This is a genomic window from Bradyrhizobium genosp. SA-3, assembly GCF_004212635.1.
Classification (GTDB): domain Bacteria; phylum Pseudomonadota; class Alphaproteobacteria; order Rhizobiales; family Xanthobacteraceae; genus Bradyrhizobium.
Genome location: NZ_PSRT01000113.1, coordinates 15,588 through 27,718, shown reverse-complemented (window position 1 = coordinate 27,718; position 12,131 = coordinate 15,588). Strand labels below are relative to the sequence as shown.

11 protein-coding genes and 1 pseudogene are annotated in these 12,131 nt (G+C 61.1%); 5 read left to right on the top strand and 7 right to left on the bottom strand.

The annotated features are described in order from the left end of the window. The 3 genes and pseudogenes from CWO91_RS31275 to CWO91_RS45595 all read right to left on the bottom strand — a co-directional run. Positions 1 to 439: pseudogene (locus CWO91_RS31275) on the bottom strand (DEAD/DEAH box helicase); the annotation flags it as partial. Between the two features lie 458 nt (positions 440 to 897). Next, entirely contained in the window at positions 898 to 1,671 is a 774-nt protein-coding gene (locus tag CWO91_RS31270) for a Hachiman antiphage defense system protein HamA (protein WP_130219182.1), read from the bottom strand. 296 nt (positions 1,672 to 1,967) lie between these two features. Continuing rightward, positions 1,968 to 2,444, bottom strand: a complete 477-nt coding sequence (locus CWO91_RS45595) for a hypothetical protein (protein ID WP_433995589.1) — start codon at positions 2,442 to 2,444, stop codon at positions 1,968 to 1,970. Between the two features lie 71 nt (positions 2,445 to 2,515). On the opposite strand from CWO91_RS45595, the gene CWO91_RS31260 reads away from it, so the two are divergent. Next, a complete protein-coding gene (locus CWO91_RS31260) occupies positions 2,516 to 3,724 on the top strand; it encodes a HEPN domain-containing protein (RefSeq protein ID WP_165405846.1) in 1,209 nt (402 codons plus the stop codon). 610 nt (positions 3,725 to 4,334) lie between these two features. Here CWO91_RS31260 and CWO91_RS31250 read toward each other — a convergent pair. The 3 genes from CWO91_RS31250 to CWO91_RS31240 all read right to left on the bottom strand — a co-directional run bounded on the left by CWO91_RS31250 (position 4,335) and on the right by CWO91_RS31240 (position 8,032). After that, positions 4,335 to 5,666 carry a tyrosine-type recombinase/integrase gene (locus CWO91_RS31250; RefSeq protein WP_130219176.1) on the bottom strand — a complete coding sequence of 444 codons (1,332 nt, stop codon included), beginning with the start codon at positions 5,664 to 5,666 and terminating at the stop codon, positions 4,335 to 4,337. 644 nt (positions 5,667 to 6,310) lie between these two features. Beyond that, entirely contained in the window at positions 6,311 to 6,988 is a 678-nt protein-coding gene (locus CWO91_RS31245) for a hypothetical protein (RefSeq protein ID WP_130219175.1), read from the bottom strand. 144 nt (positions 6,989 to 7,132) lie between these two features. Then, positions 7,133 to 8,032, bottom strand: a complete 900-nt coding sequence (locus CWO91_RS31240) for a LysR family transcriptional regulator (RefSeq protein ID WP_130219173.1) — start codon at positions 8,030 to 8,032, stop codon at positions 7,133 to 7,135. A 208-nt stretch (positions 8,033 to 8,240) separates the two neighbouring features. On the opposite strand from CWO91_RS31240, the gene CWO91_RS31235 reads away from it, so the two are divergent. The 4 genes from CWO91_RS31235 (at position 8,241) to CWO91_RS31220 (ending at position 11,562) form a co-directional block, all read left to right on the top strand. Further along, entirely contained in the window at positions 8,241 to 9,449 is a 1,209-nt protein-coding gene (locus tag CWO91_RS31235; RefSeq protein WP_130219171.1) for an arabinose transporter, read from the top strand. After that, positions 9,446 to 10,225, top strand: a complete 780-nt coding sequence (locus CWO91_RS31230; RefSeq protein WP_130219169.1) for a carboxymuconolactone decarboxylase family protein — start codon at positions 9,446 to 9,448, stop codon at positions 10,223 to 10,225. The genes CWO91_RS31235 and CWO91_RS31230 overlap by 4 nt, the downstream gene beginning before the upstream one ends. Positions 10,226 to 10,346: 121 nt before the next feature. Further along, positions 10,347 to 10,742: a (R)-mandelonitrile lyase gene (locus tag CWO91_RS31225; protein WP_208753094.1), complete on the top strand. Its 396-nt coding sequence runs from the start codon at positions 10,347 to 10,349 to the stop codon at positions 10,740 to 10,742. Positions 10,743 to 10,788: 46 nt separating this feature from the next. Next, positions 10,789 to 11,562 carry an SDR family NAD(P)-dependent oxidoreductase gene (locus tag CWO91_RS31220; protein WP_130219165.1) on the top strand — a complete coding sequence of 258 codons (774 nt, stop codon included), beginning with the start codon at positions 10,789 to 10,791 and terminating at the stop codon, positions 11,560 to 11,562. A 26-nt stretch (positions 11,563 to 11,588) separates the two neighbouring features. Here the strand turns inward: CWO91_RS31220 and greA are convergent, their stop codons facing one another. After that, positions 11,589 to 12,071 carry a transcription elongation factor GreA gene (greA, locus tag CWO91_RS31215; RefSeq protein ID WP_130219163.1) on the bottom strand — a complete coding sequence of 161 codons (483 nt, stop codon included), beginning with the start codon at positions 12,069 to 12,071 and terminating at the stop codon, positions 11,589 to 11,591. Positions 12,072 to 12,131: the final 60 nt, after the last annotated feature.

The window sequence follows — 12,131 nt, the reverse complement described above, 5'->3', positions numbered from 1 at the left end:
GGTCGATTTCGGAGCGTGGTCGCCGATACAAAAGAGAAATAAACAGTTTTCTGAGATCCGCCCAGCGCACCTCATCGGGTGTGTTCGGCAGCAACGGGAGACGTGCATGGAAACTGGATGACCACACGTCATCGATGATGTTTATAGCGAGGCGGTAAGCCCACCATTGAGGCAGTAGATTTACTTCAGCGCATATCTGCAATCCAACGCGGAGGCGCTCGACTGCCTGGGCGATATATTCCTGCTCACCGCGTTCGACCGCGAAGAGGAAAAGACCCATCCCGGCAAGGAAGTTATCGATAATGGCGGCGCCGAGCGCATCGACAACATAAGAGCCTTCTTCGGGATCTGGCGGCTCATCTTCCGTTGCGGCATCCCACCCATCTTGGAGAGACTGCGCTATGCTGGCATCCGTGCCGGGGCCTTCCGCGCCACGCAAGAATTTCAGATTCCAGCGTAGCCAAGTCCCGAAGGACGAGGCTGGCCAGGCATCGCTCTATTGGAGAGAACGAAGCATCGCGCTGTCCGTGTGACAAAAGCGAGAAGGCGCGCGCGGAGAACCGGCCCAGGTGATATGCGCCGGCGGCCACGATGTAGTGAAAGCTGCTGTCATCGGTACGCTCGCCCTTAAGAAGAACGCTTTCGAGGGCCATGCCTGCGTATTCGAAGGCTTGGCGCGCGATTACTTGGTCGCCGCCTGCTTCTTTCAGGCGCAAACCCATCCCAAGCAGCGAATAGGCATAGGACAGCAGGTCATACGACAGTGTCTGAGCGAATGCCGGGGAGCCGAGCGGAAGGACGCCGTCTCGCCAAATCATGGACCTGGCTTCGCCGCGGTCGAGCAATCGGGCGCGGAAGCCGGGGCCGACGGCTTGGCGGATACTGTTTTGCAGTTCCTCAACCGTTGTCGCCATCGGCAATCACCTTCTCGTAAACGTCCTCAATGAACTGCGCGTGGTCGGCAATTCTCAGGCCCACGCTAAATTGCTCCATCCTACCGGCATACTGCTGGAGATCTGTGCGAAGAAAATTCGTCGGGTCGTTACCAGTGAATACGAACAATAGATGGCAGACTTGATCGGGAAGAATTCCATCGGCGAGCTGGGCGTCGTCAATCTTATTGGAAAGCGCGACTTGCCCTAGTTCGCGCAAGCGGTCAGCAACGAACGCCAGAGCGTGAGGTGATGGCAGGCCTCCGTCGGCATTCAAGGATGTTCTGGCTGAAGCGACGACATCTGTTTGAAGCTGCGCACGGCTTTTTGATTCTGCCTTTAGAAAGTCGAGAGGGTTGCCATCGTCCGGAATGCGGACTGCCAGTACATCGTCACCGCGCATCGCCATCTCGCGATGGTCCTTCCAACGCAAGCGCTTGACGGGCACCGTGAATGTCATCTTTTCGGCGACGTATTCCGTGGCCAGTATTTCGCCGAGATCGCCGGATCGGATACGGGATCCTTCCGGAAGTTTTTGCTTAATGAACGCGGCAGACGCCGTCTTACCAAGGCGCTGAAGTAGATCCGCGATTCGCTCTTCAGACGCGTAGTGTGTCGGGACACAAAGCGCGGTCGCGTCCCGGCCGACTTCGCGGCTTGCGGCTATGCTCGTCAGGACTGTGAGGTTGTGGTCGCCAACGGCTTCTTCCTGTTCTTCACACCAATCCGCGAATGGCACTCTTCCCCCCAACCCATAGCGGTTCCAGTATTCAACTCTGGATTACGCACATTGCCCGCGCGCAACTCTAGCCCACGCTGCCGGAACGACGCATATTTTTTGGGGAGAACGCGGGGCGGCCATTCGGCGTTTCCAGGATCCCACGAGGCACCAACAGAAAAACCGCTGTATTTCAATAAGTTGCTGGAAGCCGATTGCTTCGAGCCTGGCCGTTTCAGGCGACACCCTTACCCTCTACAACGAAAGGTCATGATCGGCTCGCCGGCCTGCTGTTTCGACGCTGCGCGGAACGAAGATCAGTTAGGCCGAACCCGCACCAGCGAAGCGGCGCGGCTGAGCGCTTCTTGCCGCTGGCCATCATTGCCGAGGACGAAATGATTGGAGCCACCCTTTCTCAGCCTTTCGTGGAGCGCTTTGCTCACGCGAAGCTGCGTCGGCTCCATCCACGCATACATCCCCGCATCCGTGATCTCGTCAGCAAGGATATCGATGAATTGATTATGCCGACTACCAACTGTGAGCTCTTTTTTTTGGCTGAGACCCTCCGCAAGACTGTCGAACGTGATGATCTTGAAATCGTCAGTTTCGGCGGCCTTCACAAGCCGCCTACGATCTTCGTTGCCCGCGTATTCTGCTCGACGACCGAAGACGAGAACATATTTGTTGTAGGTCGGATTTCGGGCCATATGCTGTGGGACCTGGACGGCGCTGACTGTTGCCAAGAAGCCAGATTTGTTCTGGTCCGAAAGAAACCAAGCTTTCCACTGATTTATCTGCTGCTTCGCGCGCAGAAAATCGCCATGGAATTCGTTAGTGTTACCTTTGAAAATACGCCACGCGTACGCTGCTTGTTGGCGGACACCTCGTAAGTCAGGATCAGACGCGATTCGACGGTACGATCTTCAAGCTTACGGGCCTAGATGAATGGTGCGACGCGACTGGATTTACCGGCCGCCACGAGAATACGACACCAAACGAGTTGGCAACCGGGAGCCTGACCGTTGCCTTTCAAGAACGGGCGACGCCACGATATGACCTAGGCAACGGGAGCACGTTGCGCTTTCTTTCCGAGTATGCAGGGCCGCGCCAATTCGAGAACTCTAAGCAAGTGACCTTGAAGGAACGGAACACCATCGAGCTGGTCTTTCCGGCTGCGCTGTCGATCAAAACGACGGTTCAAGAACTGCACATATGGCAGAGCTTTTTAACTTTTGGTCTTCGGCAAGCATCGTATATCGACGAGGTCTATCTGCTGCGCCGCACATCGCGGGGCTACGATCGTTTCGGTCTTCTTCTGTCTGGGCGCAAGATTCCGGAGCTGCGTCGCCGCAGGGAGCGAGATGCTCTGTTCCGTCAATCGACGTTCAGCGACAAGATCGAGGAACGCCTGAGAGGCTGGAGGCAAGAGCACGATCAGATCGACCTCGCCATCTTGATCTTTTCCGGCGCGGCCTATCAAGATTCCGTGTATGTGCATACGAACCTCTTAACTTACTTGCAAGCCTTGGAGGTGCTGCATCGCGAGCTCTACAAAGCAGACCGTTTTCCCGACGACGCAACAAGAAAAGCAACGCTTAAGGCGCTGCGTGGTGCAATTCCAAAGACGCTAGATCCCTCGTTGCAGAAGGAATTGAGCGACGGTATCCAGTTCGTTGGAGCCGTGACACTCCTTGATCGGCTAAAGCAGCTGTTCTCTCTCTACCCGAAAAGTCTCACGCCGCTATTTCGTCGCGGCGACGATGACATGGGTCTGTTGAAAGACGCTCGAAACTTCCTCACGCACTATGGAGGGAAGAAGACGCTTACAAAAAATTTCCTGTGGTCGCACGACGCAGTCGTCTTGAAAGAAAAAGCGCACCTATTCCTTGAGATTTGTCTGCTTGGTGCGATGGGCATGTCCGATGACGAGATCCAGGAGTTGGTCTCCAACTTCGAGCCTTACCTGGACTGTCGGATGGAGACTTCAATCGAGTTAATGAATGAGTATCTCAAAAGTGCGGAAGCGAAAGGCCAGACTCAAGGCTCTGCCGAGGCAACTGCTACCCCCGAGTGAAACATGGACATGGACCAGGCGTTGGCTGAGGTCGATGTCCTCCCGAGCGCTGTCCGTATCGACAACCAAACCAATCATTTTCGGCTAACATTGACCCCAGATGCGAGGTCCATCAATATTTTGGGATCCCGATCGGCGCCAGACCGCAGGCAGCTTCGACCTCTCAGCAAAGGGAGCGACTCGTCCTATTTGCACGCCACAGCTACCCAGCAGCCATAACTGCGCTTTAGATTTCTTTCTTGCTTGAGAAGGCTAGGATCTTATTGCCTTGGACCGATCATGGTTCGGAGCTGAGGCATGGGCGGCAAGGACGGAAAGACTCGGATCGAGACACTTGGGTCGCCGGACGACATCAAGGTGCCGCCTGCCACAAAGCGGCGTCGCAAGAACCGTGGCATGCCGCCACCGGCGACGTTCGATATCGATACACTGCCGAGCAGCTCTAATTTGACGGCATTAGAGGCGGCCGCGATCATCCGGCGCACGCCCGGAGCGCTGGAACAGTGGCGGCGCGATCCAAACCACCCGCTGAAGTGGCGCTACGTCGATGGCCGGCCCCTCTATCGTGTCGATGCGGTGCGCGACTATCTGGCCAAGTGCGATAGGACCACTAGGACGCCTCAGCCGCATAATGCTCACGGAGACGGCCGAGGAGCTCGGCCTTGATCGGGTCAAGCGGATTCGTCCGCTGAAGGCGCACGATTTTGCCGACCCGTTTCGCGCCGACCAATTCGGCAATGTAGTCGTGGGCCGCTTCGAACGCCATCTTGCGGATGATCCACTGTTCGTCGTGATTGTAGACCTGATCAATTCCGCTTGGCTTTTGCCCAACACACAGCCGCTGGATTTCGTTGTCGTAGCCGCAACGCGACATGATGGTGCGCAAGCTGCGCCTTAAGTCATGCATGGTGAACTTGGCGACGCTCGCTTCCTTGACCAGGCGATTGACCATCTTGGTGAAGCCGGACATCTGGCCGCCGGTCTTTGGTGATGGGAAGACATAGTCGGAGGTTGCCCGCTGGAAATGTTTCGCGGCCGCGAGCACCTCGTCAACTAGGTGAGTGCGCGGTACATCGTGGTGCAACCCCATCTTGGTCCACGCCGCATCGAAGGTGACACGGTCGTCCATGATGTGCTTTCGCCACTCGATCATGGTAGGCTCGCTGCGGCGCGGGCCACCAAGCAGGCACATGCGCGCCAAGAGACCGAAAGCCCCGAGCTTGCCGCATGCATCCCAGACCTTGATGATTTCCTCATCGGTCAGCGCGCGGCCCTTCGTTCGGCGTCCGACCCTTTGCGCGCGGGTTTCCTTGGGCGCGCGATAACCGGCGAGCACGTTGTGCTCGACGTAACCTTCGCCGACGCACCATTCGAGGAAGGTATGCACGTGCTTGCGCAAGTCCCTAGCTGCACCGCGCTTGCCGGTCTTGGCAATCTTGTCGACCGCAGCCATGATCTGCCGTCGCGTCAGGTCCCCCACACCGCTTTCGGCGTGATCCTTGAGCCCGCGCCGCAGCGCCGACATTGCTGGCTTCCAGTTGACGACTTGACGTTCGGTCAGGGACGTCTGGTAGGGACCATCTTCAACAATGAGGGTCGCGAGCGTGGTGCGCTGCTTCTGGGCTGCCTGTTGCCGCCTCGCCTCGCGCTTCGCATCGTTCGGGTCCAAGCCCTTGACGACCTCGCCTGCGGCGATGGTGGCGGCCTTGCGCGCGGCCTTCTCATTATATTTGGGCCACGCGCCGAGGGTCTTGCGCTGGGTCCCCCTCACCCCCGGCTTGGTGAAGAGGTAGACCCAGGTCCGGCCGCCGGTGGCGCGCATGCGCAGGGCGAGGCCGGGCAGCTTGTCGTCGTGGAGATAATGCTGCGCCTTACCCGGCGGCAGCGTTGCGTTGCGGATCATCGCATCGGTGAGTGTCAGCTGGTTTGCCGGCTCCGTCATGATCCCTTCCCTCTCTCTGTGCCCGGGTGTGCCCCGCAAGGAGCGGTCAGCCCTCGAACAGCACCGGGTCTCAGACCTCCCCCGTTTTTGTGCCCCAAGGGAAAATCCATGGCGGGCACAACGGGGGCATACAAAATGTAGCAAGGCCACCTATGGGCTCTTATGGCCTTACTGGTCCATAACCCCCATCAACTAAAGGCATTTTTACATCTCAACTATGGCCGGATTTGGTTGGCTCAGGTCTACGGATTGTGGTTCACACGGGAGAGGTCCAAGGTTCGATCCCTTGTGCGCCCACCATCCATCCTCCTGAACCCTGCCGATTGCGGATGATCGTCGACGCCTGATGGCGTTCGGCGGCCCGTCTCAATCAAAAATGCGAAAACAACCCCATGCACAGTAGCCGACACGAGCGGAAACAAGGGGTTACGCATTTTCCGAATTTTAATTGACGCGTCGGGCAAAACAGGGGTAGGATGGCATGATCGGGGGAGAGAGTTGCTGAGCCGGTCATTGCGAGCCACCGGGTCCGCGCAAAGCGCGGCCCGATGACAGGCTCCGCGAAGCAATCCAGAATCCCTCCGCGGAAAGACTCTGGATTGCTTCGCTGCGCTCGCAATGACGGAGCAAGAAGCGAGACCGCCTCAAGCCGCCCGATCCCGCCGCCACGCCGCATAGAGACCGACGAGGGTCCCGATGGCGACCAGTCCTGCCGCCAGCAGCACCTGCAATTCCCCATCATCGGTGGCGCCTACAGACGACACAAGTCTGGTCACGACGACGAACAGAACGCTCACAGAGGCCGCTGCACCGACGCAAAGATGGGCGAGCTCTCGCGTCAGGTTCCGGCCGAGAAGTCCGAGTGCCGTAAAATACATCGCGCAAGCGTTGGGATGAACGAACAAGGCAACGCGCGCGTAAGCACCATAGGCGTCGAGGAAGGACTCACATCGGCTCAGTGCCGCTCTGGAGGCAACCCGCTGCAACAGCGGTCTGAAAAAACGAGCCTGTCCGTAACTTAAGACGGCGCCCACGATGATGGCGAGCCACGCCACGATCAGAACGGAGACATCCGCGAACTTCGGATTGAGCGCCACGGACATCAGGATGAGGGCCGTTCCGGGAAAATAGCCAAAATACGGGAAGACCGATTCGGCGAGAACGCAGACAAACATGAAGACCGGAAACCATGGTGAACCGGTCGCATCCTGGATGATTGCATTCAAGTCGAACAGGTTCGTCTTGTACAAGACGAGGTACATGCACATGGCCAATCCCGCCAGCGCGTAAAACGGCAATGCTCCCGATAGAAACCGTCTCATCCAGCCACCGAACTCTGTTTCGCGGACACAGTGGAGACCATCGATATCAGCACAAGGCCCCCTTTGCCCACGCAATCCTCAAAACACCGCCAGGATGGCAGCATCCGGAGAGAGGCAAGACACGGAGGAGCCAGCCGCGCCGTTCTACCTGCCGCGATATCGGAGCGCCTCGACGAGCAGCGAGAATGCCGGCGAAGGCTGGCGCCGGCTGGGATAGTAGAGATGGTATCCCGAGAACGGCGGGCACCAATCCGAAAGCACGCGGACCAGACGGCCCTGGGACAGGTACGACTGCACATGTCCCTCGGTGAGGTAGGCAAGGCCCAGCCCCTTCAACGCTCCGTCCAGCAGAAGGCCCGCGCTGTTGAACACGAGCTGGCCCTCTACCCGCACATTGAGCTCGCGCCCGTTCTTTTCGAATTCCCAGGCATAGAGGCTGCCGCCGTGCGTCGGCAGGCGGAGGTTGAGGCAATTGTGGTGAGTCAGATCCTGCGGCGTCTTCGGTCGCCTGCGTTCGGCGAAGTATGAAGGAGACCCGACCACCGCCATCCGGAGGTCGGGGCTGACACGCACGGCGATCATGTCCTTGGCGACGAGCTCGCCGGGGCGGATGCCCGCATCAACCTGCTGCGCCACGATGTTGGTGAGCCCGTAGTCGATGATCACCTCGACATGGATGTCCGGGTATTTGGGCAGGATTTTCCGGAGCGCCGGCAGCAGGATCTCGGCGGCGGCAAACTCCGTCGCCGTCAGCCGGATGGTGCCGGCAGGCTTCTCGCGCAATTCGCTGAGCGCAGCGAGATCGGCGTCCATCTCGGTGAATTTGGGACCCACGCTGAGAAACAGCCGTTCTCCAGCCTGTGTAGGTGTGACGCTCCGCGTCGTCCGGTTCAACAATCGCACGCCGAGCCGCTCCTCCAGATTCCGGATGATCTGACTGAGCGCGGATTGCGTCATGCCGAGCTTTGCCGCGGCGCGTGTGAAGCTGCGCTCCCTCGCCACTGCGAGGAAGGCGAGGAGATCGCTCGCATCCTCTCGATTCATTCATAAGCCCGGCTAATGACCGCATTCGAAATCTATCACCTAATCGGACAGCTGCGGAAGTCTTAGGTTCGGATCAGCCATCGGGCAGCAGGACAGCTCCAGAACGAAGGCAAAGACCTATGACAGAAGCAATCAAGCTCCCGAACGGCGTCAGCGACCCGGAAGGCGCCGATCGCGTGCGCCGACGAAGCAGGAGCTCTGGGCTCGCATGTCGGTAACAACCATTCGAGCGGCCGCTGCGCCGCGCGGCGTCGCCAACCTGATGCCGATCATGGGAGTGGTGTTCGTTGCCTTCCTGGTCGTCGGCGTCGCGATGCCGGTCCTTCCGCTCCACGTCCACGATGGGCTTGGCCTGGGCACCTTCGTGGTCGGCCTCGTCGCCGGCAGCCAGTTCGCCGCTTCGCTGATCTCGCGGCCGTGGGCTGGCCACTTCTCGGATAGAAGCGGAGCGAAGCGCGGCGTGGTCGTCGGCCTGCTCGCTGCCGCGGCCTCCGGACTGCTTTATCTGGCTTCTCTCGGCTTCGCCGAGACCCCGCTGGCGTCGGTCTCCATACTGCTGCTCGGCCGTGGCCTGCTTGGCGCGGCCGAGAGTTTCATCATCACCGCTGCGGTGAGCTGGGGACTGACGCTCGCCGATTCCGGCAGCACCGGCAAGGTCATCGCCTGGGTCGGCTCGGCGATGTTTGCGGCTTTCGCGATCGGCGCGCCCGCGGGATCCGCGCTCTACGCCGCCTACGGCTTCGCTGCGGTCGCGATCGCCACCGTAGTCGCGCCATTACTGACGCTCCTGCTCGTGGTCCGGCTCCCCGCGGTCCCTCCCCTCCACCAGCAAACCCGCACCTCGTTCGCCGAGGTGCTCGGTGCCGTCTGGCTCCCGGGCTTGGGCTCGGCACTCGGCAGTGTCGGTTTCGGCGCGGTCACCACATTCGCCGCGTTGTTGTTCGCGAATCGCGGATGGGCCAACGGATGGCTGGCCTATTCCGCTTACGCCGTCGCCTTCATCCTAGCCCGGGTATTCTTCAGCCATGTGGCCGATGTGCTCGGCGGAGCAAAGGTCGCGCTAGTCTGCGCGGGAATCGAGGCGGCCGGCCAGGCGCTGATCTGGCTTGCCATGCGGCCCGAGATGGCGCTCGCCGGCGCCGCGCTCACCGGCTTCGGCTTCTCGCTGGTCTATCCAGGCTTCGGCGTCGAAGCCGTGCGCAGCGTTCCCATGCACAGCCGCGGCCTCGCCATGGGCGCCTACACGGCGTTCCTGGATCTCGCGCAAGGGCTCGCGAGTCCGGCACTCGGATTGATCGCGAGCGGCGCGCGACTGAACGTCGTCTTTCTCGTCAGCGCCGTGACCGTGCTCTGTGCCGCCCTGGTCGCGCTGTGGCTGATGGCGCACCCGACAAGCTTGGGAGGAACCGCGTCATGAGGATGCTCGCAGCGACCTTGCTTTCATTGTGTCTGTTCGCCGGCGCTGCCGCCGGACAGACGTCCATCGCAGGAGTAAATCCAATGCCAAAGCCGGAAGACGTCCGCGACGTCGCTCCCGCCCTCGAAGGCTATGCACAAAAATTCGTCCTCGGCGATCTCTGGAAGCGACCGGGGCTTTCGCGGCGGGATCGCAGCATCGTCACCGTCGCCGCGCTGATCGCGCGCGATCAAACCGTCGAGCTGCCGTACTACCTAAACCTCGCGCTCGACAGCGGCGTGAAGCCGTCGGAGATATCGGAGATCATCACGCATCTGGCCTTCTACACCGGCTGGGCGAACGCGATGGATGCGATCCCGGCGGCGTGGGAGGTGTTTAGGAGCCGCAACATCGGGGCCGATCAGCTGCCGGCGGTCTCGGGGCCGCAGCTGCCGCTGGATGAGGTCGCGGAGAAGCAGCGGGCGACGCGGGTTGCAGAGCAGTTCGGGCAAATCACACCAAGCCTTGTCCAGTACACGACGGACGTGCTGTTCCGGGATCTCTGGCTCAGGCCGGCGCTGGCGCCGCGCGACCGCAGCCTGGTCACCGTGAGCGCTCTCATCGCAACCGGCCAGGTCGCGCAGATCACCTATCACCTGAACCGCGCGATGGACAATGGGCTGACGCGAGAGGAAGCCGGCGAGGTGCTCGGCCATCTCGCCTTCTATGCCGGCTGGCCCAATGCATTCTCCGCGGCGCCTGTGATCAAGGACGTCATCGAGAAGCGTCCGCGCTGAGCGGAGACACACCGTGATCACACGACGGGACGTACTCATCGCCGGCAGCGCCGCCGCCACTCTCGGAATTCAGAGGGTGCAGGCGCGCGCGTCCGAAGCACAGAAGGAGGCTCAAATGGAAATCGACATCAAGAGAAACGGGTCTCGGCCCTCGCAGGAGGGCTCCCAAGATTGGTTCACCGGCAGCGTCCGCATCGATCCGCTGTTTCAGGCGCAGGATCCGGCCCGCACGGGGGCCGGCCAAGTCACGTTCGAGCCCGGTGCCCGCACCGCCTGGCACACGCACCCACTCGGACAGACGCTGATCATCACGGCCGGACTCGGCTGGGTTCAGCGCGAGGGCGGCCCGGTCGAGGAAGTCCGCCCCGGCGACGTCGTCTGGTTCCCGCCCGGACTGAAGCACTGGCACGGGGCTTCGCCGACGACGGCGATGACCCACATCGCGATCCAGGAGTCCTCCGGCGGCAAGAACGTGGATTGGCTGGAGAAGGTGAGCGACGAGCAATATCGGAAGTGATGCGCGGGCGCTGCAGAGTACATCCAGAAATCCGGAGGAACAGCGCATGGCGATCGTATTCATCACGGGCAGCACGGACGGCCTCGGCCGGGCGGCGGCACAATCCCTCCTTGATCAAGGTCACCGCGTGGTGCTGCACGCGCGATCAGTCGATCGCGCCGCAGCGCTTGGCGCGCTCAGGTCGCGTGCCGCCGGAATGGTGGCCGGTGATCTCAGAAATGCCGCTGAGACGAGGAGCATCGCGGACCAAGTCAATGCGATCGGCCGCATGGATGCGATCATCCACAACGCCGGCGTCTACACCCAGCGGAGCCGCGGCTCGACTCCGGAAGGCCATGCGAGCACGCTGGCGATCAACACTCTTGCCCCGTACATGCTGACGGCACTGATCGAGCGGCCCCGCCGACTGATCTACCTGAGCAGCGGACTGCACCGCGGCGGAGAGGGCTCGCTGGATGACCCCGACTGGACGAGACGGGCTTGGGATTCGGCAAAGGCCTACGCCGAGAGCAAGCTGCACGTGGTCGCCTTGGCGTTCGCGTTGGCGCGGCGCTGGCCCAACGTCCTCAGCAACGCCGTCGATCCCGGATGGGTGCGCACGAAGATGGGTGGCGCGAGCGCCCCGGTCGATCTCGATACCGGACAACGGACTCAGACCTGGTTGGCGGTGAGCGAGGATTCCGCGGCCCTGGTCAGCGGGCGCTACTGGCATCACCTGCGGCAGGAGGAGCCAGCCGATGCGGCGACGGACCCGGGATTTCAGGAGGACCTCATCGCAAAACTGGGCAAGCTGACGGGCGTTGAGCTCCCGCAGGTCTAGGCGGGGGCCAACACACGTTGCGCCCGCTACGCGATCGACAAGATCTCGATCTCCTGCGTCCCCGATCCCACGACATCACCAACCGCCTTCCCCATCAACGATCTCGCGACCGGCGAGACGAAGGAGATCGAGCCGGCCTTCGGGTCGGCTTCGTCCTCGCCGACGATGCGATAGGTTTGCACGCGGCCGTCGGCGCGGCTGAAGGTCACCGTGCTGCCGAAGGCGACTGTGTCGGTTGAGCTCGGATCGGGAACGAGCTGCGCCGTGCGCAGCCGTTCCGTCAGATAGCGGGCGTCGCGCAGAGGCACCGCCGATTGCCGGCGCTTCTCGTTGACGTCCTCGATGGCTTGCGCGGCTTCATAGGCCTCGCGCGCCTCGGCAAGCTGTCTCTGCAACGCCTGCAAGCCTTTTTCCGTCACGAGGTTTGGATGCGGCGAGATCGGGCGATCCGGCAACAGCGTCTCGGACGCGGTTTCGGCGCTCTCTTCCTTGGTAAAGGCGACGCTCAATTTCAGAATCCTGTCGAACTTGTTTTGGCTAATGGCGCGGCGCTCGCGCCGCCCGCCGAT

Coding starts and splice junctions, on each gene's coding strand:
- CWO91_RS31250 (WP_130219176.1), bottom strand. CDS start 5,666: ATGACGGAGCCGGCAAACCAGCTGACACTCACCGATGCGATGATCCGC.
- CWO91_RS31245 (WP_130219175.1), bottom strand. CDS start 6,988: ATGAGACGGTTTCTATCGGGAGCATTGCCGTTTTACGCGCTGGCGGGA.
- CWO91_RS31240 (WP_130219173.1), bottom strand. CDS start 8,032: ATGAATCGAGAGGATGCGAGCGATCTCCTCGCCTTCCTCGCAGTGGCG.
- CWO91_RS31235 (WP_130219171.1), top strand. CDS start 8,241: ATGTCGGTAACAACCATTCGAGCGGCCGCTGCGCCGCGCGGCGTCGCC.
- CWO91_RS31230 (WP_130219169.1), top strand. CDS start 9,446: ATGAGGATGCTCGCAGCGACCTTGCTTTCATTGTGTCTGTTCGCCGGC.
- CWO91_RS31220 (WP_130219165.1), top strand. CDS start 10,789: ATGGCGATCGTATTCATCACGGGCAGCACGGACGGCCTCGGCCGGGCG.